The sequence below is a fragment of the Pseudomonas sp. NPDC087690 genome, assembly GCF_044743175.1.
Lineage (GTDB): Bacteria > Pseudomonadota > Gammaproteobacteria > Pseudomonadales > Pseudomonadaceae > Aquipseudomonas.
Genome location: NZ_JBIUVX010000053.1, coordinates 1 through 26,188, shown reverse-complemented (window position 1 = coordinate 26,188; position 26,188 = coordinate 1). Strand labels below are relative to the sequence as shown.

Below are 26,188 nucleotides of genomic sequence, written 5' to 3'. Positions count from 1 at the left end.
TCGAAGTCGACCGTCATTTCGTGGTGTTGGCAGCCCTGGAAGCACTGGCTGACCGTGGTGATATCGAACCTAAGGTTGTGGCTGAAGCCATCACCAAGTTCGGCATCGACCCGGAAAAACGCAACCCACTGGACTGCTGAGGAGACATTTTGTGAGCGAACTCATTCGCGTACCTGACATCGGCAGCGGTGAAGGTGAAGTAATTGAACTGTTTGTGAAGGTCGGCGACCGTATCGAAGCCGACCAGAGCATCCTGACCCTGGAATCGGACAAGGCCAGCATGGAAGTGCCGGCCCCGAAAGCCGGCGTCATCAAGAGCCTGAAAGTGAAGCTGGGCGACCGTCTGAAAGAAGGCGACGAACTGCTTGAGCTGGAAGTCGAGGGCGCCGCTGAAGCGGCCCCTGCTCCGGCTGCTGCTCCGGCTGCAAAAGCGGAGGCCAAACCGGCTGCCGCGCCTGCTGCCGCTGCACCCGCCGCCGCCCCTGCTGCCGCATCGGTTCAGCAAGTGCACGTGCCGGACATCGGTTCGTCGGGCAAGGCACAGATCATCGAAATCCAGGTCAAGGTCGGCGATACCGTCGAGGCTGATCAATCGTTGATCACTCTGGAATCCGACAAGGCGAGCATGGAAATCCCGTCGCCTGCCGCTGGCGTGGTCAAGGCCATCAGCGTCAAGCTCAACGACGAAGTCGGCACTGGCGACCTGATTCTGGATCTGGAAGTGGCGGGTGCTGCGGCCCCTGCTGCTGCCGCTCCGGCTCAGGCTGCTGCTCCGGCCGCTGCCGCTGCGCCTGCTCCGGCAGCCGCGCCAGCAGCTCCGGTTGCCGACAGCGTCCAGGACATCCACGTTCCGGACATCGGTTCGTCGGGCAAAGCCAAGATCATCGAAGTGTTGGTCAAGGCTGGCGACAGCGTTGAAGCCGACCAGTCGCTGATCACTCTGGAATCCGACAAGGCGAGCATGGAAATTCCATCGCCTGCCGCTGGCGTGGTGGAAAGCGTTTCCATCAAGCTGGATGACGAAGTCGGTACCGGCGACCTGATTCTGAAGCTGAAAGTCAAAGGCGCAGCCCCTGCTGCTGCCCCGGCGCCAGCTGCCGCCGCCGCTGCTCCAAGTGCTCCTGCCGCTGCTGCTCCGGCTGCCGCTGCGCCTGCACCTGCTGCCGCTCCAGCCGCCGCGCCGGCCAAGCCTGGTGCGAAAGTTCATGCCGGCCCAGCCGTGCGTCAACTGGCCCGTGAGTTCGGCGTCGAGCTGAACGCTGTCGGCGCCAGCGGCCCGCACGGTCGTATCCTGAAAGAAGACGTGCAGGTTTACGTCAAAGCGATGATGCAGAAGGCCAAGGAAGCACCGGCCGCTGCTGCTGGCGCAACCGGTGGCGCGGGCATCCCGCCGATTCCGGTCGTCGATTTCAGCCGTTTCGGCGAAATCGAAGAAGTGCCGATGACTCGCCTGATGCAGATCGGCGCGTCCAGCCTGCACCGCAGCTGGCTGAACATCCCGCACGTGACTCAGTTCGATTCGGCTGATATCACCGAGCTGGAAGCCTTCCGCGTTGCGCAGAAAGCTGTTGCAGAGAAGGCTGGCGTCAAGCTGACCATCCTGCCGCTGCTGCTCAAGTCGTGCGCGCACATGCTCAAGGAACTGCCGGACTTCAACAGTTCGCTGGCGCCAAGCGGCAAAGCGATCATCCGCAAGAAATACGTCAACATCGGCTTCGCCGTCGACACCCCGGATGGCCTGCTGGTACCGGTCATCAAGAACGTCGACCAGAAGAGCCTGCTGCAACTGGCAGCCGAAGCCGCTGCGCTGGCCGCCAAGGCCCGCGACAAGAAGCTCACTGCTGACGACATGCAGGGCGCCTGCTTCACCATTTCCAGCCTCGGCCACATTGGCGGCACCGGCTTCACGCCGATCGTCAACGCGCCGGAAGTGGCGATCCTCGGTGTTTCCAAGGCAACCATCCAGCCAGTCTGGGACGGCAAAGCCTTCCAGCCGAAACTGATGCTGCCGCTGTCGTTGTCCTACGATCACCGTGTGATCAACGGCGCTGCTGCCGCACGCTTCACCCAGCGTCTGGGCAGCCTGCTGGCGGACATCCGCACCATCCTGCTGTAATCCCAGGCGGCCCTCCGGTAACGGCGGGCCGCTTGTGTTTCACGTTTTCGAGCGCCACACGCTCGCACCTCAACCCCGTCAATTTGGCGGGGCTTTTTTTGCCTGAGTTTTATCAACTGGTACTTTTCCTACAAAGCCCGTTGAGATCGGCTACGACCTGAATCCACTTCACACCGATATTTTTATTCTGTCGGCAACTAGTCTTGCGACAACAAAGTCAGGGCATCAACTTTTGCGCAGCGCATGCGCTTTCCTTCACTCATTCGAATGGACTCGAATATGTTAAAACCTACGATCGGCCCCATTATTGGCCACAGCACAACTAACCACGCACGCATATTCGTCCGTGGTGAATATCAAAAGAATCTACAAGTATTTGCCGGACTGCGTTATCGGCCGAGCAACTCACAAGCATGGTCAAACAACCTGTTCTGCAGACTTGGCGAACTACGCGACATGTGTGAAGTATTCATCCTGCAGGACTTGCTGGAGGATACCGAGTATGAATTTCAAACCGGCTGGTTCAGCCCGATGAGCCCGGTCCACACCGTGGACAGCGTCGCAGAATTGCCGCTGCAATGGCCGCGGGAGATTTATCGCTTGCGTACCCGCAGCAGCCAGCCCTTGCGGCCACACGCTTATATTCTCGGCTCCTGCCGCTATCTGCGCCTGACGGCAGGCGTGCCGGTACTGCCATTACTGGGGGACCGGATCTTTACGTCGATCAACCAGTTGATCGAAGGCCAGCAACCGCCAATCAGCGCTACCGTCATGACCGGCGACCAGATTTATGTCGATGACCTGAACCGCATCGCCCCCGATCGAAGTTATAAAGACATCCTCATCAAATACCGCGCAGCCTTTTCACAGCCGGGCATAAAACGACTGATGTCGGGTACATCGACTTACATGATACTTGATGATCATGAAATCGAAGATAACTGGCCGGCGAATGCCGAAACTTCAGATGAAGAGTTATATCGCAACGCCATGGCGGCATACGAGTTATACCAGGCCAGCCATAGTCCGGCTTATGCACTGAAAACTAACGGACAACTTGATCATGCTTCACTCAAGCATTACTGGTATCAATTCAGCGATGCCGATATCGAATGGTTTGTCACCGACACTCGCAGCCGACGCGATCTGTCGAGCGCTGAGCGCCGCATCTTCGATGAAGCTCAGGAACATGCCTTATGCCAATGGCTGATCAACAGCAAAGCGCGGGTCAAGTTTGTCGTCACCAGCGTGATGTTCTTCCCGGATCGCCAGGCGAATGGCGACGATGCCTGGCAAGGCTTTGCCGAGCAGCGACTGCGGCTGCTGGAAACCGTGCGCACGCACAAGATAAACAATGTAGTGATCGTTTCCGGCGATGTGCACGGCTCGCTGACTGCGCGCCTGCGCCATCGCGAGGATGCCGATTTCGAAATCCACACCGTGGTGTCTTCGCCGCTGTGCAACAGCAAGCTGCTGCCGTATGCCAAGGCGTCAACGTTTGTCCTCGATCAGCCCCTTGCGCGCACGGCGGCGGGTGACTATGTGCATGAATTGACCAGTGAAGTCATCAGCCAGGACAACTTCGCTCATATGCTGGTCGAGAGTGATCATATTTTGATCAATTACCATGATCGCGATGGCAAGCCACTTCAGTCGGTCACCATAAAACTGCGCTAAGCGATAAAGATCGCAGCCTTCGGCAGCTCCTGCATTGCTCGCATTGCCCTGCAGGGGCTGCCGCAGGCTGCGAAGTTTGGCTCTTTTCACCCCCATGCTGGAGAAATGATCAACGCAGCCGACACATTCTTATAGCACTTGGCCTTCATCTCTCTTGTCAGTCAGTGCCGCAATGATGCAACCTTGCCGCAGGCAACGTTAAAGAGGGCGAGAGCCCCCGCGTTCAGCATATTTCAAGCGAGTTCCCTTCATGAAGAGCCAACCCGATGCTGCCAGCCGTATGGCGGCCGAGGTAGTGACGCAGTTGCCTGTGCCCTCGCGGCTCGGCATGCTGCGTTTCGAGCGCTTGAATGAAGCCAGTTGGGCAATGTTGTTCCTCGATCCCAACTGCGAACGCCAATTCGGTCAACCGGCTGTCGAGCTGTGCGCTCTGGTCGGTTCACCCTACGCCAGCCTGATGGAGCCCGAAGCGCGCTATCAACTGCATGACGCGATCCAGCAACAACTGGCCGCCAGCCCACATTATCTGGTGCGCTATACCCTGCACACTGCGGCCGGGGCGCTAAGCATCCTCGAACTTGGCGAAGCCTACAAACAACACAACCGTCATCTGTTGCGCGGCTACCTGCTAGCGGTCGATGACGTGTTCGCCGAAGAGCCGCTACAGCCTTCGGTCGATCTGGAAACCCAGAACTCGCGCCTGCAAATCGCCCTCGAACTGAACCAGCGCGCCCAGCAGGAACAACTGCAACACCTCGAACGCGTACGTGCCCAACAGGACTTGATTCTGTTGCTCGCGCGTCAGCGCTACAGCACGCACAACTCGTTTCAGGAAGCCGCCGAACTGATTACCCGCTGCGCCTGCGATATCTATGAAATCGACTGCGCCAGCCTGTGGAACCTCGAAGGCCAGCAACTGGTACCGATCTCCGCGTATCACCGCACGACGCAGGAATATATCCTGCCGGACGTGATCGACATCAGTACCTTCCCTGACTACATGGAAGCGTTGCACAGCAGCCGCGCCATCGACGCACACAATGCCATGCGTGACCCGCGCACCCGCGAGATGGCCGAGGCGCTGCGCCCGCGGGACGTCAACGCAATGCTCGATGCCAGCATCCGTGTCGACGGCCAGGTCGTCGGCGTGCTGTGTCTGGAGCAGACAGGCATGACCCGTGCCTGGCAGTCGGATGAAATCGCCTTTGCCGGTGAGCTCGCCGACCAGTTCGCGCAAGTCATCAACAACCACAACCGCCGCACTGCCACCAGCGCCCTGCACCTGTTCCAGCGGGCGGTCGAGCAAAGCGCCAACGCGTTTTTGCTGGTCAATTGCGACGGCGTGGTCGAATACGTCAACCCAAGCTTCACCGCCATCACCCAGTACACCACAGAAGAAGTCCACGGCCAGCGCCTGTCCGAGCTACCGGCGCTGGAAAACCTCAGCGAGCTGCTATTCGACGCGCCTTCCGCGCTGGCCAAGAGCAACAGTTGGCAGGGCGAATTCAAAAGCCGCCGGAAGAACCTCGAACCGTACTGGGGCCAGTTGTCGATCTCCAAGGTCTACGGCGACAACCGTGAGCTGACGCACTACATCGGCATCTACGAAGACATCACCCAGACCAAACTGGCGCAGCAGCGCATCGAGCGTCTGGCGTACACCGACAACCTGACCAACCTCGGTAACCGCCCGGCGTTTATCCGTAACCTGGACGAACGCTTCGCCCGGGATAGCGATACCCCGATCAGCCTGTTGCTGGTCGACATCGACAACTTCAAGCGGATCAACGACAGCCTCGGCCACCAGACCGGCGACAAGCTGCTGATCAGTCTGGCCCGGCGTCTGCGCAACAGCCTGAGCCCGAGTGGCAGCCTCGCACGTTTCGCCAGTAACGAATTTGCCGTGCTACTCGACGAGACCGACCTTGCGACTGGCCAGAAAATCGCCAACCAGTTGCTGGCGACCCTCGACAAGCCGATGTTCGTCGACAACCAGTTGATCAGCGTCACCGGCTCCGTGGGCCTGGCCTGCGCGCCGCTGCACGGTCGTGATCCGCAAACCCTGATGCGTAACGCCGGTCTGGCGCTGCACAAGGCCAAGGCCAACGGCAAGCATCAAGTACAAGTCTTCACCGAGGCGCTGAACGCCGAGGCCAGCTACAAACTGTTCGTCGAGAACAATCTGCGCCGCGCGCTGACGCAGAATGAGCTGGATGTGTTCTATCAGCCGAAGCTATGCCTGCGCAGCGGTCGTTTGCTGGGCATGGAAGCACTGTTGCGCTGGAACCACCCGGAGCGCGGGATGATTCGCCCGGATCAATTCATCAGCGTGGCGGAAGAAACCGGCCTGATCATTCCGATCGGCAAGTGGATTGCGCGTCAGGCCTGTCGCATGAGCAAATCGCTCACCGCCGCCGGTATGGGCAATCTGCAAGTGGCGATCAACCTGTCGCCGAAGCAGTTCTCCGATCCTGATCTGGTGGCGTCCATCGCCAACATCCTCAAGGAAGAAGCGCTGCCGGCCCACCTGCTCGAACTGGAACTGACCGAAGGCCTGCTGCTGGAAGCCACCGAAGACACCCACTTGCAGCTCGATCAGCTCAAGCGTCTCGGGCTGACGCTGGCCATGGACGACTTCGGCACCGGTTACTCGTCGCTCAGCTATCTGAAGAAATTCCCGATCGACATCATCAAGATCGATCGCAGCTTCATCCACGAAATCCCCGACAACCAGGACGACATGGAAATCACCTCAGCGGTGATCGCCATGGCGCACAACCTCAAGCTCAAGGTTGTGGCCGAAGGTATCGAGACTGCCGAGCAACTGGCGTTCCTGCGCCGCCACCGTTGCGACGTCGGCCAGGGCTACCTGTTCGACCGACCGATCCCCGGCGGCGAGCTGATCCAGGCGCTCAAGCGCTACCCGCGCGGCCCGCTCTGCCTCTAACCCCCGCCACCCCTCATGTAGGAGCTGCCGCAGGCTGCGATCTTTTGATCCTGTTTTTCAAAGACAAGGTCAAAAGATCGTCCGATCGCGGCCCGAGCCTTCGGCAGCTCCTGCATTGGATAGTGCGAAGTCGGGCATCATTGGGCACACTGGCGGTCTGACTTTTTACATCCAACCTGACTGAGAGGAACGATCATGGTTCTGCGCTCGGAAATTCTGGTGAACAAAAACGTGCTCCCGACCAAAGAACAAGCTCTGCCCGGCCGCGAAACCGCGATGACCCTGCCTGAAAAGCACTTCGTCTTCGAAGAAACCCCGTTGCTTGGCCCGTTTTTTCAGGACGTCGATTTTGCGATCTTCGGTCTGGGCTGCTTCTGGGGCGCCGAGCGGCGCTTCTGGCAGCGTGAAGGCGTGGTCAGCACGGTCGTCGGTTATGCCGGCGGCTTCACACCGAACCCGACCTACGAAGAAGTCTGCTCGGGCCTGACCGGCCACGCTGAAGTGGTATTGGTGGTGTATGACAAGGCCAAAGTCAGCTACGAAGAGCTGCTGGCGATGTTCTGGGAACTGCACAACCCGACGCAGGGCATGCGCCAAGGCAACGACATCGGCACGCAGTACCGCTCGGTGATCTACGCGACCTCGCCTGAGCATCTGGATGCGGCGCTGAAGAGCAAGGCGACCTATCAGGCTGAACTGTCGAAGGCTGGCCTAGGTGAAATCAGCACCGAGATCGAACAGGCACCGACCGTGTACTTCGCCGAGACGTATCACCAGCAGTATCTGGCGAAGAATCCTGAAGGCTACTGCGGGATTGGCGGCACCGGCGTGTGCATGCCAGCGAGCCTGGCGGGTAACTAACTCCGCCGGTTGATCGTTCCCACGCTCCGCGTGGGAATGCAGCCCGGGACGCTCTGCGTCCCAAAGCGGACGCAGAGCGCCCATTGAGGCGTTCCCACGCAGAGCATGGGAACGATCACTGTAGGAGCTGCCGCAGGCTGCGATCTTTTGATCTTGCCGTTGATCAGCTCTCGGCAATCAACCAATCCATCTGCCACCCACCCTGGGTCTGGCCCAATTTTTTGGACAACCACGGCAGCAGCTCACGCAATTCTTCCTCCAGCCCCCACGGCGGATTGGCAATCGCCATCCCGGAACCGTTCAAGCTGTTCGGCGTATCCAGCGGATGCACCAGCAACTCCACGCGCAACAACTTCGGCGCACCGGTGCCGGCCAAGTCCTGATAAAAACGCCGCAACGCACGCTGATCCTTCACCGGATACCAGATCGCTGCCACGGTTTGACGCATCCGACCAATCGCCTCTTTCAACGACGCCGCGCAACGCTGCATTTCATCGAGTTGTTCGAACGGCGGGTCGATCAACATCACCGCACGCTTCTCCTGCACCGGCAACATCGCCCGCGGCACGTGCCAGCCCTCGCCCAGATGAACCTTGACCCGACGATCACCGGCCATGTTGTCTTTCAACAGCACGCCGTCTTCCGGGTGCTTCTCATTGAGCATCACCCGATCCTGCGGCCGGGTCAGACGCCGCGCCAGCTCCGGCGAACCCGGGTAATAGCGCAACTGGCCATCCGGGTTCATCTCGTGCAGCACCTTCATGTAGTCGGCGGTCAGCGCCGGCAGATCCGGCTGATCCCACAAGCGCGCGATGCCTTCCAGATATTCGCCGGTGCGATTGGCCTGATCGCCCTGCAAGTCATACAGACCGATGCCGGCGTGCGTGTCGAGATAGGCAAACGGCTGCTCCTTGCGCGACATCAGGGCGATGAGGCGGGTCAAGGTCAGGTGTTTGAACACATCGGCGTGATTGCCGGCATGGAAGGCGTGACGATAATTCATGGCTGCTCCTGCGAAGGGCGCAAAGTTTACCTTTTACCGCGCGGCAAGTCAGGGGTTGGCGGCCGAGCGGACAAAAGCCTGCCCTCACCCTAGCCCTCTCCCGGAGGGAGAGGGAACTGACGGTGGTGATCTTGCGAGTGACATCGACCTGAAAGATCAGCGTGGTCTCAGGCTTGGCCAAGCGAAGATCAGCGCGAAAGTCGCAGGACGGCGTACATCACCCTGACAACTCGGTCAGCCCCCTGAAGAAAACTCATATCAAGGCTTGGCCAAGCGAAGTTCACCACTAAAGTCGCAGGTCGGCGTACATCACCCAGACGACTCGGTCAGTCCCCAGAAAGAACACCACCTCCAGGCTTGGCCAAGCGAAGATCAGCGCTGAAGTCGCAAGTCGGCGTACATCACCCAGACAACTCGGTCAGTCCCCTCTCCCTCTGGGAGAGGGCTAGGGTGAGGGGCTTTGCTTTTATGGCATTACACTGGCAAAACATAAGCGACAGGAAGTCAAAAACTCATGCGATATCTGATCATCTGCTTATTCAGCCTGTTTAGCCCATACCTCGCCCGTGCCGACGAAACCCACATTGAACAGGCACGCCAGACACTAAAGAACTACGGCCTGAGCCACTGCATTCTGAAACCATTCAACGAACGCTCCGCGCTGGAAAAAGACATTGCACTGTCCGCCAATGCTTATTCGTTCATGGGCAAAGGCATGCATACCATTCTGCAAAATGAAGACACGCTGCAGGTGCTGCACGATCCCTACAAAGAAACCCGAAACTACCTGTTGACGGCTTACGAGCAGACACCTTCAAACAGCAAATACTCGAATGAAAAAGTAGTGTTCCTTGCGTGCCTGAAGGTCTACAACTCCGAGGCGTTCAACCGCTTTATCAACACTCAGGACGCGTACATTTCCGACTGACGCTCCGATCGCCATCAACATCAAAAGATCGCAGCCTTCGGCAGCTCCTACAGGGTGAACGTTATTCCGGTGTAGGAGCTGCCTTCGGACGATCTTTTGATCTTTTTCAGGCGGTCATGCTGCGCAGGCGCCTGCCGATGACATCGAGCACATCACAGCCGTCGCGCAAAGGAATTACGCAGAGCTGGGCGAAGTCGCTGAGGATGACGGAGTCGCATTCGACCGAGCCGCGCATGCACATGTTTTCCAGCACCTGGATCACGGCGCGCAGGCGATGGTTGGCGGCGTCCATGAGGATGTCGAGGGGCACGTGGGTGTCGATGAACAGAGTCGGCATGTCACTGCAATTGCCGGTGAGGGCCATGAAGCGGTTGTCGGGATGGGGGATGATTTTTTCGTAGGGTGGATCGGGTTTAAGCATAGTCATATCAGTTTTACCTCAATAGGTTTAGAGAGGCTGCCAAGTGACCTTCCTACGGGTATAGGTGGCAGCCGTACGCGAGAGTAGGAAACTGAGAAACCCACCAAACTCAGTCACGCCGAAGCGTTCCCGCGCACAGCTGCCGCAAACGATGCAACGGACACATATTAAGTGCCGCAATCAAACGACAACGCTGGTGCGCGGTGAATTTCACAGGGGTCCTACGCCCTGTCACCGCTCTCGCAGTGACAACGAAAAGACTATCCCTGCAACCCACCGCCCACCAGTTCATGGAAACCGCCGCAACTCGAAGGAATCGTCCGAGACCTTCGCCCCGAAAACTCACTCCGACTCTGCCAGCAAAAACGCCAGCAACGCCGATTGCGACGATTCTTCCGACATTGAAACCTGAAAAAACCGCCTCACCTTGCAACGCAAAACCACCTCGGGAAAGGTCTCGAAAAGAGTCGGATGTTCTTCGCTCAACCACTGCAACGCATTGGCGGTTCGAACCTGATCGCCCTGCTGCGCCAGCACCGATAGCGGTACCTGCCACCACGGAAACTCACGCGTTGAAACCTGCGCCCTGCCACCAATTTCCAGCGCCTGCCCATTGATCAAACAACGCCCGATCAGCGCAAACAGTTGCGCCGCATCCATCTCATCGGCCTGAAGAATCGGCAACAGAAACCGCCCGTCCCAAAAACGAAAAAACACCGTTTTGCCGCCAGGCATCAGCACTTGGGTCAGGCTGCGAAAGTGCGCCACCACCTCTTCTAGACTCGCCGAAGAAACCGCCAACCATCCCCAATCCCGCGACTCGGTAGTGGCGACCCAATGCAGAAACTCACTGTTGGCGGCGACAATTCCCACGTAAGGCATCACCGCTTCCCACTCGGCATAGATCGTACCGGCCCAAATCGGACTCGCCATTTCTGGCCAGCCCTCAAGCGGCTTCGCCTCGCAGGCATTGCTGAACACCGCGAACAATTGCTCGGATACTTTCAACGGCTCCCGCGCCAACCAATCAGCAGGCAAAAGAAAATCAGGCTGCACAGAGACCGTCCTTGCAACGCTCGCACTCTTCGCAGAATGGCGCATCACCCTTGAAGCTCATGATTTGTGCGGCAGTCAGCATGGCTGCCGGCGCGGCGGCGAGTTTCTCCGGCAATCCCGGTACAACCGGCGCGGCACTCATCGCCGCCATCGGCGCACCACCCACTACAATCGGCACGCTGCTGAAAATGCCGCCGGGGCCGATGTTGATCCATTGCCCGCCGGCCTGAATCGTCGCACTCGCGCCACCGTCGATGACCACTTGCTGACCGGCGCTGACGTGGAATTGCTTACTGGCGCTGATCGCCTGATTGCTCACGCGGATATGTCGATCGCCCGCCACCGTCAGATGATCGTCCTGCTTCACTTCGGTCTGCCGCTGGCCGTGGGTGATGCGTCGTTCGTCGGCCTTCAATTCATGTTTGGCGATGCCGGTGACGACAATGCTGCGCTGGTTGTCGACCTGCACTTGCTGGTCGTGCAACACATGCTGCGTCCAGTTGCGCTGGGCGCGCAGGTAGATTTCTTCGGCGCCCTTGCGATCCTCGATGCGCAGTTCGTTGTAGCCGCCCCCGCCGGGGCTGCTCTGACTGCGGAAAATGCTGCGGGTCTTGTCTGCGGGCAGATCCAGCGGGATCGGCGTCGCGGCGTTGGGCAGGCAGCCCATAACCAGAGGTTTGTCGGCGTCGGCATCGATGAAGCCGATCAGTACTTCCATGCCGACTCGCGGAATCAACACGCTGCCGTAACGGTCATGGGCCCAGTTAGTGGCAACGCGCAGCCAGCAACTGGAATGTTCGTTCAACTCGCCGTCGCGATCCCAGGCCAGTTGCACCTTGACCCGACCGTACTCGTCGCAGTGGATTTCAGTATCGCTCGGCCCGGTTACCACCGCCGGTTGATAGCCGAGCATGCGCGGCTTCTCCGATCCCAGCGCCGGGCGGAAGAACACGTCCCATGGCGTCGCGAGAAAGGTATTACGGTAACCCTGGAAAGCTTCGCCATCGCTGGTCACCGACTCCTCCAGCACTTGCGGCTGGCGACCATGGTGTTCAACCGTGGTCAGCAGCCACAGGTCATTCCAGTCGTGGCGCGGATGCTCGATCAATTGCAGGAAATGTCCGCAAACCAACGCGGATTCGTCGCTGATGCCCTCGGCCTGACGGAAATCGGCGACATGTCGCTCAAGTGCGCGCTGAGCGAGGTGCTTGCCGGTTTCACGATCGTTGAATTGGCCGGGGAAGTGATAGTCCTCGAGCACCGGGCGCTGCTCGCCGTCGACACGGCTTTGCAACTGCAGCCGCGGCTTGATGAAGTTGTAATCGCGTCGGGTCACCACGCTGGTGCGGGTTTCCACGCGAACGTTGAAACGATTGATCGCCGGCGCGCCACCGGCCATGCCGCTGCCCGGCAAATACAACGTTGGTTCGGCGAGGCGTGGAAACACCGTCTGATCATCGCCGAACACCAAAACATGTCCTTCAGGACTGTGCTGAAAGTGGTAATGAATGCCGACTTCGGCACACAGCCGCTGAATGAACGCCAGATCACTCTCGGCGTACTGCACGCAATATTCACGCGGCGGGTATTCACTGCCGAGGCGGAATTCAAAAGCATCGCGCAGGATCGAGTGATCCTTGAGTACCTGCGCGACGATTTGCGGCACTGTTTGATGCTGAAAGATCCGCTGATTGATGCGGTGCGCGAGGTACGCCAGACGCGGGACAAGGCTTAAGTGATAACGCGTCAGACGTTTCCCGGAATCGCCCTGCCCGACCTGATAAATCTGACCGTGAACGCCGGAGCCCTGAGCATCAAAACTCAGAAACGCCTGACAGTGCAGCAGGCTTTCGAGGTCCAGATCGGGCCGCTCACTGACCAGTTCCAGCTCGAAACGAAACGGTTGGCTGATGGCTTCCTTGCCCGTGAACTCAAGGACCTTGAGGTCATGCTGGGCGCCTTCGAGGGTCAACGTGAAACGCGGTTGATTGGCAGGCGCGAACATCCGATGTCTCTCTGCAGTGTGAGGGCGGGCGATTCTGCATGAGGGGCAAGGGGTGATGAATGGGTGACGGGAAAATCAGATTTCTCCTACTTCTATTGTTGAAAAACCCTGCAAAAAGCGGCGCCTTCAACTACAGACAAATCCCCCAAACCCACCACCGAACCCTGTGGGAGCGAGCCTGCTCGCGAAAGCGGTCTGACATTCAGCAATGATGTCGACTGACACACCGCTATCGCGAGCAGGCTCACTCCTACAGGGGAGCGCGGTGAATCAGATAAATCACAGGCACAAAAAAACGGCCCGCCTCCTGTAGGAAACGGGCCGTTTTCGCGTGAGCGCTAGCTCAGAACAATCACTTGTTCAGGTGGAAATCTTTTTCCGCCGCTTCGAAGCGCTGCACCATGCCAGCAGTCGGCGCGCCGAGTTTGCTGACGATGAAGATGGCCAGGCTGGCGAAGATGAAGCCCGGAATGATTTCGTACAGACCCAGCAGTTCGAAATGCTTCCAGACCACCACGGTGATCGCGCCGACCAGGATACCGGCCAGTGCGCCGTCGCGGGTCATGCCTTTCCAGATCACCGAAATCAGCACCACCGGACCGAACGCAGCACCGAAACCAGCCCAAGCGTAGGACACCAGGCCCAGTACGCGGTTTTCCGGGTTGGCAGCCAGGCCGATGGCGATCAGTGCAACCAACAGCACCATGGCGCGGCCGACCCAGACCAGTTCAACCTGGGAGGCGGATTTACGCAGGAAGGTTTTGTAGAAGTCTTCGGTCAGGGCACTCGAGCACACCAGCAACTGGCAGCTCAGGGTACTCATCACAGCAGCCAGAATGGCCGACAGCAGCACACCGGCAATCCATGGATTGAAGAGGATCTTGGCCAGTTCGATGAACACGCGCTCGTGGTTCTCGGTCACGGGACCGGCAACTTCCGGGTGCGCCGAGAAGTAAGCGATACCGAAGAAGCCCACAGCCACGGTGCCGCCCAGGCACAGGATCATCCAGGTCATGGAGATGCGACGGGCGTTGGCAATCGACTTCACCGAGTCAGCGGCCATGAAGCGCGCCAGAATGTGCGGCTGACCGAAGTAGCCCAGACCCCAGCCCATCAGCGAGATGATGCCGATGAAAGTGGTGCCTTTGAGCATGTCGAAGTTGCTTGGATCATTGGCTTCGATGGCCAGGAACGTGGTGTCGACGCCGCCGGTGGCCAGCAGGACGATGATCGGCGTGAGGATCAGCGCGAAAATCATCAGCGTGGCTTGTACGGTGTCAGTCCAGCTCACCGCGAGGAAACCGCCGACAAAGGTGTAGGCAATCGTCGCCGCAGCACCGGCCCACAGCGCTGTCTCGTAGGACATGCCGAAGGTGCTTTCGAACAGACGGGCGCCAGCGACGATGCCGGAAGCGCAGTAAATGGTGAAGAACACCAGAATCACGATCGCCGAAATGATGCGCAGCAGGCCGCTTTTGTCTTCGAAACGGCTGGAGAAGTAGTCCGGCAGGGTCAGAGCATCGCCGTTGTGCTCGGTCTGCACACGCAGACGGCCAGCAACGAACAACCAGTTCAGGTAGGCACCGACGATCAAGCCGATGGCGATCCAGCTTTCGGACAGACCGGACATGTAGATGGCGCCCGGCAGGCCCATCAACAACCAGCCGCTCATGTCGGAAGCACCGGCAGATAGCGCCGTAACAACGCTGCCCAGGCTACGGCCGCCCAGAATATAGTCAGAAAGGTTGTTGGTGGAGCGATAGGCCATGAAGCCGATCAGCACCATTGCTGCGATGTAGATCACGAACGTGATCAGGGTTGGATTGCTAACGCTCATTAAGTTACGCCCTGGCTTTGTTTTTATGTAGCGGCGGTGGTGAACCGCACGCAAACGACGACGTTTGGCAGACGATCCGGGATCCCGCGCATTTAGGACTGATGTTTCCCCAGGAAAGCCATCAGCCGGTACACCGGGTTATTCCCGGTTGCACCTAGGGCGCGAATGCTATGCAACAAATCAAATAAGGTGCAACCAGTTTCGCGAGAATTAGTTGCACCTAGTCGGATTTATCGACAATCACCCCGTTTTTGCTCCCTTTTGTGGCAGTCATGGCCCTTTGCTAGAAGCAAAAGCACCAAGCAGGAGCAGCACTTTCGTACCAGAAAATAATTCCTGACGAGCTGCCTATTATTCCGACAAAAAAAGGGTTGCACCCGGTTGCACCTCTTTCAGTGCACGGCTAATCTTGCGGCCAGCTGATGCCACGCAACTGTGGCAACCATGAGGATAAAAATATGGCTACCACCACCCTTGGGGTCAAACTCGATGACCCGACCCGCGAGCGCCTGAAGGCCGCCGCAACCTCGATTGATCGCACGCCGCACTGGCTGATCAAGCAGGCAATTTTCAATTACCTGGAAAAACTCGAGGGTGGTGCAACCCTGACCGAGCTGAACGGTTTGACCGCCAAGGACGCCGATGAGGCGGGCGAAGTCCACGCCGATCACGCACACCAGTGCTTCCTGGAGTTCGCCGAGAGCATCCTGCCGCAATCCGTACTGCGCGCTTCGATCACTGCCGCTTACCGTCGCCCTGAGCCGGAAGTGGTGCCAATGCTGATCGAGCAGGCTCGACTGCCAGCGACAATGGCCGAAGCCACCAACAAACTCGCCGCATCTATCGCGGAAAAACTGCGTAACCAGAAAAGTGCCGGCGGTCGTGCAGGCATTGTTCAGGGTCTGCTGCAGGAATTTTCCCTGTCGTCCCAGGAAGGCGTGGCGCTGATGTGCCTGGCCGAAGCGCTGCTGCGTATCCCGGACAAGGGCACTCGCGATGCGCTGATCCGCGACAAGATCAGCACCGGCAACTGGCACCCGCACTTGGGTAACAGCCCTTCGCTGTTCGTCAACGCCGCAACCTGGGGCTTGCTGTTGACCGGCAAACTGGTCTCGACGCACAACGAAGCCGGTCTGACGTCGTCCTTGAGCCGCATCATCGGCAAGAGCGGCGAGCCGATGATCCGCAAGGGCGTCGACATGGCCATGCGCCTGATGGGCGAGCAGTTCGTCACCGGCGAAACCATCGCCGAAGCGCTGGCCAACGCGAGTAAGTTCGAAGCCAAGGGCTTCCGTTATTCCTACGACATGCTCGGTGAAGCGGCGCTGACCGAGCACGACGCGCAGAAATACCTGGCGTCGTACGAACAAGCCATCCACTCGATCGGCAAAGCGTCCCACGGTCGTGGGATTTATGAAGGCCCGGGCATTTCCATCAAACTGTCGGCACTGCACCCGCGTTACAGCCGTGCGCAGTACGAGCGTGTGATGGACGAGCTGTACCCGCGCCTGCTGTCGTTGACCCTGCTGGCCAAGCAATACGACATCGGCCTGAACATCGACGCCGAAGAAGCCGACCGTCTCGAACTGTCGCTGGATCTGCTTGAGCGCCTGTGTTTCGAGCCGCAACTGACTGGCTGGAACGGCATCGGTTTCGTTATCCAGGCTTACCAGAAGCGTTGCCCGTACGTGATCGACTACGTGATCGATCTGGCCCGTCGCAGCCGTCATCGCCTGATGATCCGCCTGGTGAAAGGCGCGTACTGGGACAGCGAAATCAAGCGCGCCCAGGTCGAAGGCCTGGAAGGCTATCCGGTCTACACCCGCAAGGTGTACACCGACGTTTCCTACATCGCTTGCGCACGCAAACTGCTGTCGGTGCCGGAAGTCATCTATCCGCAGTTCGCCACGCACAACGCCCACACCCTGTCGGCCATTTACCACATTGCCGGTCAGAACTATTACCCCGGCCAGTACGAATTCCAGTGCCTGCACGGCATGGGCGAACCGCTTTACGAACAAGTTGTAGGCAAAGTTTCCGAAGGCAAGCTGAACCGTCCGTGCCGCGTGTACGCGCCGGTCGGTACTCACGAAACCCTGCTCGCCTACCTCGTACGTCGCTTGCTGGAAAACGGCGCGAACACTTCGTTCGTCAACCGTATCGCCGACCAGTCGATTTCGATTCAGGAATTGGTGGCCGATCCGGTAGCGCAGATCGAGCAGATGGCGACCGTGGAAGGTGGCTTCGGCCTGCCGCACCCGCGCATTCCGCTGCCGCGTGATCTGTACGGTGCTGAGCGCGCCAACTCCAGCGGCATCGACATGGCCAACGAACATCGTCTGGCTTCGCTGTCCTGCGCCCTGCTCGCCACTGCCCACACCGACTGGAAAGCCGCGCCGATGCTCGGTTGCGCGTCCAGCACTGAAACCCCTGCGCCCGTGCTGAACCCGGCAGATCACCGTGATGTGGTCGGTCACGTTCAGGAAGCCACCGTCGAAGACGTCGACAACGCCATTCAATGCGCGCTGAACGCTGCGCCGATCTGGCAGGCCACCCCGCCCGCCGAACGCGCAGCGATTCTGGAACGTGCCGCTGATTTGATGGAAGGCGAGATCCAGCCGCTGATGGGCCTGTTGGCTCGCGAAGCCGGCAAGACCTACGCCAACGCCATCGCCGAAGTCCGCGAAGCCGTCGACTTCCTGCGTTACTACGCGGTGCAGGCTCGCAACGATTTCAGCAATGACGCCCACCGTCCATTGGGCCCAGTTGTATGCATCAGCCCGTGGAACTTCCCATTGGCGATCTTCAGTGGCCAAGTCGCTGCGGCACTGGCTGCCGGTAACCCGGTATTGGCCAAACCGGCTGAACAAACTCCGCTGGTTGCCGCTCAAGCCGTGCGTTTGCTGCTTGAAGCCGGAATTCCGGAAGGCGTGCTGCAACTGCTGCCGGGTCGCGGTGAAACCGTCGGCGCCGGTCTGGTCGGCGATGAGCGCGTCAAAGGCGTGATGTTCACCGGTTCCACCGAAGTCGCGCGCCTGCTGCAACGCAACATCGCTGGCCGTCTCGACAGCCAGGGCCGTCCGATTCCGCTGATCGCCGAAACCGGTGGCCAGAACGCCATGATCGTCGACTCCTCGGCACTGACCGAACAAGTCGTGATCGACGTGGTGTCCTCGGCTTTCGACAGCGCTGGTCAGCGCTGCTCGGCGCTGCGCGTACTGTGCCTGCAGGAAGATTCCGCCGATCGCGTCATCGAAATGCTCAAAGGTGCCATGGCCGAAAGCCGTCTCGGCAACCCTGAGCGCCTATCGGTGGACATCGGCCCGGTGATCGACGCCGAAGCCAAGGCTGGCATCGACAAGCACATCCAGGGCATGCGCGATAAAGGTCGCAATGTGTACCAGGTGGCTATCGCCGACACCGAAGAAGTCAAACGCGGCACCTTCGTCATGCCGACCCTGATCGAGCTGGAAAGCTTCGACGAGCTGCAACGCGAGATCTTCGGCCCGGTGCTGCACGTGGTGCGCTACAAGCGCAAAGAGATCGATCAACTGATCGGCCAGATCAACGCTTCCGGCTATGGCCTGACGCTGGGCGTGCACACCCGGATCGACGAGACCATCGCCAAGGTGATCGACAACGTCAACGCCGGTAACGTCTACGTCAACCGCAACATCGTCGGTGCCGTGGTCGGCGTGCAGCCATTCGGCGGCGAAGGCCTCTCGGGTACGGGTCCGAAGGCTGGTGGTCCGCTGTACCTGTACCGCTTGCTGGCGACACGTCCTACGGATGCCATCGAACAATCCTTCGCTCGCGGTGACGCCGTTGTCGCCCCGGACGTTCGACTGCGCGATGCCATGAGCAAACCGCTGAACGCCCTGAAAGCCTGGGCTGAAAGCAACAAGTACGCCGACTTGAGCACTCTGTGCGTGCAGTACGCTGCGCAATCGCAGAGCGGCATCACCCGCATGCTGGCCGGCCCGACCGGTGAAAAAAACAGCTACGCCATCCTGCCGCGTGAGCACGTGCTGTGCCTGGCCGAGGTTGAAGGTGATCTGTTGACCCAACTGGCTGCGGTATTGGCCGTAGGCGGTTCGGCGGTATGGCCGGAGTCCGACATCAGCAAGGCCTTGTTCGCACGCCTGCCGAAGGAGATTCAGGCGCGGATCAAGCTGGTTGCTGACTGGAACAAGGATGAGGTGGTGTTCGATGCGGTTCTGCATCACGGCCATTCCGACCAGTTGCGCGGCGTTTGTCAGCAGATCGCCAAGCGTGCCGGCGCGATCGTTGGGGTTCAGGGCTTGTCCCAGGGCGAGACCAACATTGCCCTTGAGCGCCTGGTTATTGAGCGGGCGTTGAGTGTCAACACTGCAGCTGCAGGTGGTAATGCCAGCTTGATGACAATCGGCTAAACAGCTGTAAGTCCAGGCGACCGCAATGGTCGCCTGGAATGTAAACCCTGTAGGAGTGAGCCTGCTCGCGATAGCGGTCTGTCAGTTAAAATAAATGTGTCTGACAGACCGCTATCGCGAGCAGGCTCACTCCTACATTTGATTAGTGTCGCGCTCACCTCTGCATCACTCTCATCAATCATCCTGTTCAGCCTTTATCAGCACGCCTAGACTCGGCCCACCCCAATTTCAGGTAGGCCGCCATGTCCGAGACGCTGCTCAGTTCCCGCAATCTGGCTTTCGAGCTGTATGAAGTCCTTGATGCCGAGGGCCTGACCCGGCGTGAGCGCTTTGCCGAGCACAACCGCGAGACCTTCGACGCCGCCATCGGCACCGCACGCAACATTGCCGAGAAATACTTCGCGCCGCACAACCGCAAGGGCGACGAGAACGAGCCGCGCTACGAGGACGGCAAGGCGATTCTGATTCCTGAAGTGAAACCGGCGGTGGATGCCTTCCTTGAGGCTGGATTCCTCAACGCCGCGAGAAGTTTCGACGCCGGCGGCATGCAACTTCCTACATTGCTGTCGCAAGCCTGCTTCGCGCATTTCCAGTCGGCCAACGCGGCCTCGACTTCCTACCCGTTTCTGACCATGGGCGCGGCGAACCTCATCGAGAGCTTCGGCACCGAAGAACAGAAACAACGCTTTCTGCAGCCGATGATCGACGGGCGCTTCTTCGGCACCATGGCCCTGACCGAACCCCACGCTGGCTCATCGCTGTCGGATATTCGTACACGCGCCGAGCCAGCGTCCGACGGCACTTATCGCCTGAAGGGCAACAAGATCTTCATCTCCGGCGGCGATCACCCGCTCTCGGAAAACATCGTGCACATGGTGCTGGCCAAACTGCCGGACGCGCCGCCGGGGGTGAAAGGTATTTCGCTGTTCATCGTGCCGAAGTTTCTGGTCAACGATGACGGCAGCCTCGGCCCACGCAATGACGTGCTGCTGGCCGGACTGTTCCACAAGATGGGCTGGCGCGGCACCACCTCCACAGCGCTGAACTTCGGCGATAACGGCGAGTGCGTCGGCTATCTGGTGGGCAAGCCGCATCATGGCTTGAGCTACATGTTCCAGATGATGAATGAGGCGCGGATTGGCGTCGGCATGGGTGCGGTGATGCTCGGTTACGCCGGTTACCTGTACTCGCTGGAGTACGCTCGCGAGCGCCCGCAGGGGCGCGTGCCGGACAGCAAGGATCCGACGACGGCGCCGGTGGCGATCATTCAGCACGCCGATGTACGACGCATGCTGTTGACGCAAAAGTCCTACGTCGAAGGTGCCTTTGATCTCGGCTTGTACGCGGCGCGATTGTTCGATGACACCACCACACTGGAAACCGAAGCCGAGCGCAAACAGGCCCACGAGCTGCTGGATCTGCTGACCCCGATCGTCAAATCCTGGCCATCGGAGTTCTGTTTGAAGGCCAACGAACTGGCGATCCAGATTCTCGGCGGTCACGGTTATACCCGTGAATACCCGGTAGAGCAGTATTACCGCGATAACCGCTTGAACCCGATCCATGAAGGCACCCACGGTATTCAGTCGCTGGACTTACTCGGGCGTAAATTGGCGCAGAACGGTGGTGCGGGACTTAAACAACTAATTCGTCTGATCGCCAACACCGCTGAACGCGCGACGGCGTATGAATCACTGACCGCATTGCGTGAGCCTTTAGAGAAACTGGTGGCACGTCTGCAAACGGTGACCATCGGTTTGTTGACCGATCTGGCGCAGGGCAAGGTCAACAGCAGCCTGGCGAATTCGGCGTTGTACCTGAAAGTATTCGGGCACACGGTGATTGGCTGGCGCTGGCTGGAGCAGGCGATTCGTGCCGAGGAGGGGTTAGCCAAGGGTAGCGCGGCGGATGCTGACTTCTATAAGGGCAAGTTGCAGGCAGCGCGGTATTTTCTGACGTGGGAAGTGCCGGGTTGCCACCATGAGCTGGCGTTGCTGGAGGCGCGGGATGATACGTGTCTGGCGATGCAGGATGCGTGGTTCTGATCCGGGATATTTGTAGTGGCTGAAATCCAATCGCGAGCAGGCTCACTCCTACATTTGGAACGCTTTCCCCTGTAGGAGTGAGCCTGCTCGCGATGGCGTCAGCTCAAACAATGCGCCTCTCAGCTCAATTTGAACCCACCCATCTGCCGCGCCAGATCATCCGCCAACTTCTGCAACATCTGGCAGTCTTCACGACAAGCCCGAACCTCCCCCGCCGTCGCCCGCGCCAGATCGGAAATCCCCTGCACATTGCGGTTGATCTCCTCAGTCACCGCCGACTGCTCCTCCGTCGCCGTTGCCACCTGATGGTTCATGTCACTGATGCGCTCGACCTGCCCGGTAATCGCCGTCAACGATGCCCCGGTGCGCTGGCTCGACTCAACCCCGGTGCCAGTTGCCGCCTGCCCCGTGCGCATCGACGACACGGCGTTTTCCGCGCCTTGCTTGAGGCTGCCGATCATCTGCTGGATTTCGTCGGTGGAGGCCTGCGTCCTGCGCGCCAAAGTGCGCACTTCGTCAGCAACAACCGCAAAGCCGCGTCCCATATCACCGGCGCGCGCCGCTTCGATGGCGGCATTGAGCGCCAACAGATTGGTCTGCTCGGACACCCCGCGAATCACCGCCAATACAGAATCGATCGAGGCCACTTGGTGCGCCAATTCACCCACCGCGCCAGCCGCCACGCCAATTTCATCGGACATGCTTTCAATATGCCGGATCGAGCCCCCGACCACTTCCCGCGCCTGCATCGCTTCATCCCGCGCGGTTTGCGAGGCGAGTGCGGCGTTGCCGGCGTTCTGCGCAATTTCTTGCACGGTCAGGCCCATCTCGTGGACGGCAGTCGCGACCATATCGGTCATTTCCTGCTGACGGCCGGAGCGCTCGGCAGTGTTTTCCACCACCTTCGCCACTTGCCCTACAGCGGTGCGCAGGCGCTCGCTGGTGGTCAGCACCTCACCGATCATCCCGCGCTGGCTGTCGAGAAAACGGTTGAAGCCGCGAGCGAGGTCGCCCAGCTCATCGGCGCGGCTGGAATCTAACCGATGGGTCAAATCTCCACCACCGCTACCGATTGCTACCAGCGCCGCTGTTACTTGGCGAATCGGTCGCACCAGGCCTTGTGCCAGCCATACCACCAGAGCGAGGCACACCAGCGCCACCACCAGACCAATACCGCCACTCATCCACATCGCTTTGCGGGCTTCGGCGTAGATCTGTGACTGCGGCACTTCGGCCACCAGGGTCCAGCCTAAATCGCGCAAAGGCAGGCTGAAGGCGAGGAAGTCTTCCCCGTCTCGCTGGAAGTTGCTGCTGACGGCAGTTTTTTGACCGAGGACTGCCTGTGCAGCATTGCTGCCGATCTGCTCGCTTAAGGTGCGCTTGCCACTGAACTGCGCCTCCGGATGCACCTGGATCAAACCGTCGGAACGCACGAGATAGACCTTGCCGCGCTCACCAAAGCTGAAGTTGTGAATCAGCTCCGAGAGCTCTTTCATGCTCAGCCCGAGCCCTGCCACACCGACCACTTTGCCAGCCTGCTCGACCTTCAAGTCAATGAACAGCGCCAATTCTCCGGTGGCTCCGTCGTTGTCGATATTCAGGGTGCGCGGCTGATTGCTGTCGAGAAAGGAATAGAACCAGGCATCGGCCGGTTTGGCACGGCTGAGGGTGCGATCGAGGCCTTTTTCGGTGATGTAATGATTGGATTCGGTGCCGATGATCAAAGCAGTGAAAGCCTTGTGTTCGGCGCGGATGCCTTCCAGATACTGCGCGAAGCCCGCCGTTTTGCTGCTGTCTTCACCGGAGGTCAGCCAGTCGCGAACCATGGTGTTACTGGCAATATCCTTGGCCGCCGTCAGCGGTTGCACGAGGATGCGTTCGATGTCGTTGCGCGTCGCTTCGATACTCGACGGCAGGGCTTGTTCGACCAGATAGCTCTGGGCGAGGCGGTTGACCACCAAGGTATAAATGCCAACCACGATCAGGATGCTGACCAGCAGGGCGGTGCCCATGCTGAGAATCAGCTGCCATTGAATACTGCGTCGCCACAACTGCATGGAGCACCCCCAAAGAATAAGTGGCCGAATCAATGCAACAGCCGTGCCGATTGTATACAACCCAATCGACAATCTATTCTTTGGTTGTGCGCAACCCCATCAACCCTGATTGATGGTCTTGGCGATGGTCTCGACCGTGGCGCTGACTTGCTCTTGGTAACGGTCGAGTTCTTCCTGATGCTGCTTCTTCATTTCGATCTGTTGCGAGCACAGATTCATTGCTGCCAGCACCAGCAAGCGGTCACCGATCAGCGTCGGGTATTTGCGTTTGGTGTCAGCTAATGCCGCTTTGAGCATCAGTGCCGCGTCCAGCAGGGTCTGTTCTTCCCCGGCCGGTGCCTTGATCGAATAGTCCTCCCCGAGAATGGAGATGACTTTTACCCCTGCTGTACCGTGGTTCATGCGCTGACAGGACCTGCGTTGACGCGATCAACCAGAGCCTGGATGCGCGCTGCGGTGGCGCCGTGCTTCTCTTCCTGTTCCATCAGGCTCAGTTGCAGGCTTTCGTTTTCATCCTTGGCCTGGGCCAGTTCAGTGGACAGGCTCCGGTTGGTTTCCGAGAGGGTCTGGTTCTGTTGCACCAGGTCGCTGACGAGCTGTTCCAATTGGCTGAGGGATGCTTCCAACATTTTGATCTTCCAGGCATTTTCAAAGGGCGCGTACGATAAAGAAAAGTCACCACGGATGCCAGGGTTAAACCGGCGCAAGGCCTTGATTTTCCTGGCGGGCGAACGTTCTTGCGAGTTTTAAAGACTGTGATCTGCCGATCTGGTTCCTGCACTTCGTCGCCCAAGCCCTTGTGCGACAAATACGCACACTGCCTCAAGACTTCAGTCGCATGACCGATAAGTCATCCATACAGCAGTCTGAACCCGCATGGATGCGGCCCTCTCTTGGTACCCGCCCATGTCCCTCCGCAATATGAATATCGCCCCACGGGCTTTTACCGGCTTCGCTTTGATCGGCGGCCTGATGCTGATTCTCGGCGTGTTTGCCTTGAACCAGATGAGTAAGATCCGTGGCGCTGCCGAGGACATTTCGTCCAGCAGCGTGCCGAGCATCAAGAACCTCGACGAATTCACTCAGTTGACCCTGCGCTTGCGTGTGCTGTCGTACCGCTTGCTGGTCAACCGCGAAGCGGACGTGCAGCAGAAAACCGTTGAGTTGCTGGACATGCGCAACCAACAGATCCGCGCAGCTCAAACGGCCTACGAGCCACTGATCGGCAGCCCTGAGGAACGCGCCGCTTACGACCAGTACGTGCAGTTGCTCGGCCAGTACCGTCAGATCGAAGACCGCATGAAGAGCCTGTCGCGCAATAATCAGGTGGATGAACTGCGTAACCTGCTCAACACCGAATTGCTCAGCAACTCCGAAGCGATCAACACCGTGCTCAACCGTCTGATGCAGATCAACGGCGAGCAGATCAACGAGACCAATCAGAAAGCGGCCGATCAGTACGCTTCGGCGTTCGATCTGGTAGTGACCCTGTTGGTGATCGCCACCGGCCTGACGTTCCTGTTCGCGTGGCTGCTGACCACCAGCATCACCAAACCGATCGCCAAGGCACTGGACGCTGCGGAAACCATCGCCGAAGGCAATCTGACTCAACCGATTCACGTCGATGGCAGCGACGAAGCCGGGCGCTTGTTGGCAGCCATGGCGAAAATGCAATCGAAGCTGCGTGACACCTTGCAGCGTATTTCCGGTTCGGCCACACAACTGGCTTCGGCAGCGGAAGAACTGAACAGCGTCACCGACGAAAGTGCGCGCGGACTGACTCAGCAGAACAACGAAATTGAACAGGCGGCGACTGCGGTCAATGAAATGACCAGCGCTGTGGAAGAAGTCGCGCGCAATGCCGTGAGCACTTCGGAAGCTTCGAAGAATGCCACCACTTCTGCCGGTGACGGCCGAGACCTCGTACAGGAAACCGTCAGCGCCATCGAGCGCATGAGTGCCGATGTACAGAGCACCGCCAGCCTGATCGGCGATCTGGCCAATGAATCCCGTGACATCGGCAAAGTGCTGGATGTGATCCGTGGTCTGGCCGATCAAACCAACCTGCTGGCCCTGAACGCGGCGATTGAAGCGGCGCGTGCCGGTGAAGCCGGTCGTGGTTTTGCGGTTGTAGCGGACGAAGTGCGCGCCCTGGCGCATCGCACCCAGCAATCGACCAGTGAAATCGAGCGGATGATCGGCAGCATTCAAAGCGGTACCGAACACGCCGTGGATTCGATGCGCAACAGCACCGAACGTGCCGAGTCGACCTTGAACATCGCCCGTGGTGCCGGCATGTCGCTGGACACCATCAACACCGCCATCGTCGAGATCAACGAGCGCAACCTGGTCATCGCCAGCGCCGCTGAAGAGCAGGCGCAGGTGGCACGGGAAGTGGATCGCAACCTGGTGAACATCCGTGACCTGTCGGTGCAATCGGCGACCGGGGCGAATCAGACCAGTGCGGCGAGCAATGAGCTGTCGCGTCTGGCGCTGGATTTGAACAACATGGTTGGGCGGTTCAGCCTGTAATTCAGTAAATCAAGATCAAAAGCACCCTCACCCCAGCCCTCTCCCAGAGGGAGAGGGGGAAAGGGAGCAGATCTTTGTGCTTTTCAAACCTGAGTTCGACTCAGAATTTTCAGGTCGATGTACCTCGCACAAACACCTCGATCAGTCCCCTCTACCCTCGGGAGAGGGGAAAGGGAGCAGATCTTTGTGTTTTTCAAAACCTGAGTTCGACTCAGAATTTTCAGGTCGATGTACCTCGCACAAACACCTCGATCAGTCCCCTCTACCCTCGGGAGAGGGGAAAGGGAGCAG

At 59.1% G+C, this 26,188-nt stretch carries 17 protein-coding genes and 1 pseudogene; 10 read left to right on the top strand and 8 right to left on the bottom strand.

The annotated features are described in order from the left end of the window. From ACIPIZ_RS27165 to msrA, 5 genes are all read left to right on the top strand, one after another. Positions 1 to 140 (top strand): hypothetical protein (locus ACIPIZ_RS27165; RefSeq protein ID WP_401168511.1); only part of this gene is annotated, 140 nt, incomplete at its 5' end. Between the two features lie 11 nt (positions 141 to 151). Beyond that, complete coding sequence (gene aceF / locus ACIPIZ_RS27160) at positions 152 to 2,116, top strand: dihydrolipoyllysine-residue acetyltransferase (RefSeq protein WP_105705954.1); 1,965 nt, start codon at positions 152 to 154, stop codon at positions 2,114 to 2,116. A 279-nt stretch (positions 2,117 to 2,395) separates the two neighbouring features. Next, positions 2,396 to 3,793 carry an alkaline phosphatase D family protein gene (locus ACIPIZ_RS27155; RefSeq protein WP_401168508.1) on the top strand — a complete coding sequence of 466 codons (1,398 nt, stop codon included), beginning with the start codon at positions 2,396 to 2,398 and terminating at the stop codon, positions 3,791 to 3,793. Positions 3,794 to 4,043: 250 nt separating this feature from the next. Continuing rightward, positions 4,044 to 6,740: a putative bifunctional diguanylate cyclase/phosphodiesterase gene (locus ACIPIZ_RS27150; RefSeq protein WP_401168505.1), complete on the top strand. Its 2,697-nt coding sequence runs from the start codon at positions 4,044 to 4,046 to the stop codon at positions 6,738 to 6,740. Positions 6,741 to 6,935: 195 nt separating this feature from the next. Beyond that, positions 6,936 to 7,601, top strand: coding sequence for a peptide-methionine (S)-S-oxide reductase MsrA (gene msrA / locus ACIPIZ_RS27145; RefSeq protein ID WP_016985652.1), 666 nt, complete (start codon positions 6,936 to 6,938; stop codon positions 7,599 to 7,601). 163 nt (positions 7,602 to 7,764) lie between these two features. Here msrA and ACIPIZ_RS27140 read toward each other — a convergent pair whose 3' ends face one another. Continuing rightward, a complete protein-coding gene (locus ACIPIZ_RS27140) occupies positions 7,765 to 8,604 on the bottom strand; it encodes a 23S rRNA (adenine(2030)-N(6))-methyltransferase RlmJ (protein WP_064387776.1) in 840 nt (279 codons plus the stop codon). 514 nt (positions 8,605 to 9,118) lie between these two features. Between ACIPIZ_RS27140 and ACIPIZ_RS27135 the strand changes: the two genes are divergently transcribed. Next, the gene (locus ACIPIZ_RS27135) at positions 9,119 to 9,532 is read left to right on the top strand and encodes a hypothetical protein (RefSeq protein WP_401168501.1); all 414 of its coding nucleotides are present in this window, start codon (positions 9,119 to 9,121) and stop codon (positions 9,530 to 9,532) included. Between the two features lie 106 nt (positions 9,533 to 9,638). Here the strand turns inward: ACIPIZ_RS27135 and ACIPIZ_RS27130 are convergent, their stop codons facing one another. From ACIPIZ_RS27130 to putP, 4 genes are all read right to left on the bottom strand, one after another. Next, entirely contained in the window at positions 9,639 to 9,959 is a 321-nt protein-coding gene (locus tag ACIPIZ_RS27130; RefSeq protein ID WP_064387773.1) for a hypothetical protein, read from the bottom strand. Between the two features lie 336 nt (positions 9,960 to 10,295). After that, a complete protein-coding gene (locus ACIPIZ_RS27125; RefSeq protein ID WP_122855538.1) occupies positions 10,296 to 11,009 on the bottom strand; it encodes a DUF4123 domain-containing protein in 714 nt (237 codons plus the stop codon). After that, positions 10,999 to 13,014, bottom strand: a complete 2,016-nt coding sequence (locus ACIPIZ_RS27120; protein ID WP_401168497.1) for a type VI secretion system tip protein VgrG — start codon at positions 13,012 to 13,014, stop codon at positions 10,999 to 11,001. Before ACIPIZ_RS27120 ends, ACIPIZ_RS27125 begins: the two co-directional genes overlap by 11 nt. Before the next feature lie 352 nt (positions 13,015 to 13,366). Beyond that, on the bottom strand, positions 13,367 to 14,851 hold the full coding sequence (gene putP / locus ACIPIZ_RS27115; protein WP_064387770.1) for a sodium/proline symporter PutP: 1,485 nt from the start codon (positions 14,849 to 14,851) through the stop codon (positions 13,367 to 13,369). 458 nt (positions 14,852 to 15,309) lie between these two features. Here putP and putA point away from each other — a divergent pair, with 458 nt between their 5' ends. Then, positions 15,310 to 19,263 carry a trifunctional transcriptional regulator/proline dehydrogenase/L-glutamate gamma-semialdehyde dehydrogenase gene (gene putA / locus ACIPIZ_RS27110; RefSeq protein ID WP_401168493.1) on the top strand — a complete coding sequence of 1,318 codons (3,954 nt, stop codon included), beginning with the start codon at positions 15,310 to 15,312 and terminating at the stop codon, positions 19,261 to 19,263. 242 nt (positions 19,264 to 19,505) lie between these two features. Then, positions 19,506 to 21,308, top strand: a complete 1,803-nt coding sequence (locus ACIPIZ_RS27105; protein WP_401168490.1) for an acyl-CoA dehydrogenase — start codon at positions 19,506 to 19,508, stop codon at positions 21,306 to 21,308. Between the two features lie 119 nt (positions 21,309 to 21,427). On the opposite strand, the gene ACIPIZ_RS27100 is transcribed toward ACIPIZ_RS27105, so the two are convergent. The 3 genes from ACIPIZ_RS27100 to ACIPIZ_RS27090 form a co-directional block, all read right to left on the bottom strand. Next, positions 21,428 to 23,365, bottom strand: a complete 1,938-nt coding sequence (locus ACIPIZ_RS27100) for a methyl-accepting chemotaxis protein (RefSeq protein ID WP_401168487.1) — start codon at positions 23,363 to 23,365, stop codon at positions 21,428 to 21,430. 99 nt (positions 23,366 to 23,464) lie between these two features. Further along, positions 23,465 to 23,767 (bottom strand): cell division protein ZapA, encoded by a 303-nt coding sequence (locus ACIPIZ_RS27095; RefSeq protein ID WP_003220971.1) that lies wholly within the window; start codon positions 23,765 to 23,767, stop codon positions 23,465 to 23,467. Continuing rightward, positions 23,764 to 23,994 (bottom strand): cell division protein ZapB, encoded by a 231-nt coding sequence (locus ACIPIZ_RS27090; RefSeq protein WP_064387766.1) that lies wholly within the window; start codon positions 23,992 to 23,994, stop codon positions 23,764 to 23,766. The genes ACIPIZ_RS27095 and ACIPIZ_RS27090 overlap by 4 nt, the downstream gene beginning before the upstream one ends. A 247-nt stretch (positions 23,995 to 24,241) precedes the next feature. Between ACIPIZ_RS27090 and ACIPIZ_RS27085 the strand changes: the two are divergent. Next, positions 24,242 to 24,994 (top strand): annotated as a pseudogene (locus ACIPIZ_RS27085) (MCP four helix bundle domain-containing protein); the annotation flags it as partial. A 30-nt stretch (positions 24,995 to 25,024) separates the two neighbouring features. Further along, the gene (locus ACIPIZ_RS27080; protein WP_371042268.1) at positions 25,025 to 25,897 is read left to right on the top strand and encodes a methyl-accepting chemotaxis protein; all 873 of its coding nucleotides are present in this window, start codon (positions 25,025 to 25,027) and stop codon (positions 25,895 to 25,897) included. Positions 25,898 to 26,188 lie beyond the last annotated feature (291 nt).

Bases quoted from the DNA above. Each gene is read 5' to 3' on its own strand.
- ACIPIZ_RS27130 (WP_064387773.1), bottom strand. From the start codon at position 9,959: ATGACTATGCTTAAACCCGATCCACCCTACGAAAAAATCATCCCCCAT.
- ACIPIZ_RS27090 (WP_064387766.1), bottom strand. From the start codon at position 23,994: ATGTTGGAAGCATCCCTCAGCCAATTGGAACAGCTCGTCAGCGACCTG.
- ACIPIZ_RS27080 (WP_371042268.1), top strand. From the start codon at position 25,025: ATGGCGAAAATGCAATCGAAGCTGCGTGACACCTTGCAGCGTATTTCC.
- ACIPIZ_RS27150 (WP_401168505.1), top strand. From the start codon at position 4,044: ATGAAGAGCCAACCCGATGCTGCCAGCCGTATGGCGGCCGAGGTAGTG.
- putP (WP_064387770.1), bottom strand. From the start codon at position 14,851: ATGAGCGTTAGCAATCCAACCCTGATCACGTTCGTGATCTACATCGCA.
- msrA (WP_016985652.1), top strand. From the start codon at position 6,936: ATGGTTCTGCGCTCGGAAATTCTGGTGAACAAAAACGTGCTCCCGACC.
- ACIPIZ_RS27100 (WP_401168487.1), bottom strand. From the start codon at position 23,365: ATGCAGTTGTGGCGACGCAGTATTCAATGGCAGCTGATTCTCAGCATG.
- ACIPIZ_RS27120 (WP_401168497.1), bottom strand. From the start codon at position 13,014: ATGTTCGCGCCTGCCAATCAACCGCGTTTCACGTTGACCCTCGAAGGC.
- ACIPIZ_RS27155 (WP_401168508.1), top strand. From the start codon at position 2,396: ATGTTAAAACCTACGATCGGCCCCATTATTGGCCACAGCACAACTAAC.
- ACIPIZ_RS27105 (WP_401168490.1), top strand. From the start codon at position 19,506: ATGTCCGAGACGCTGCTCAGTTCCCGCAATCTGGCTTTCGAGCTGTAT.
- ACIPIZ_RS27135 (WP_401168501.1), top strand. From the start codon at position 9,119: ATGCGATATCTGATCATCTGCTTATTCAGCCTGTTTAGCCCATACCTC.
- ACIPIZ_RS27140 (WP_064387776.1), bottom strand. From the start codon at position 8,604: ATGAATTATCGTCACGCCTTCCATGCCGGCAATCACGCCGATGTGTTC.
- ACIPIZ_RS27095 (WP_003220971.1), bottom strand. From the start codon at position 23,767: ATGAACCACGGTACAGCAGGGGTAAAAGTCATCTCCATTCTCGGGGAG.
- putA (WP_401168493.1), top strand. From the start codon at position 15,310: ATGGCTACCACCACCCTTGGGGTCAAACTCGATGACCCGACCCGCGAG.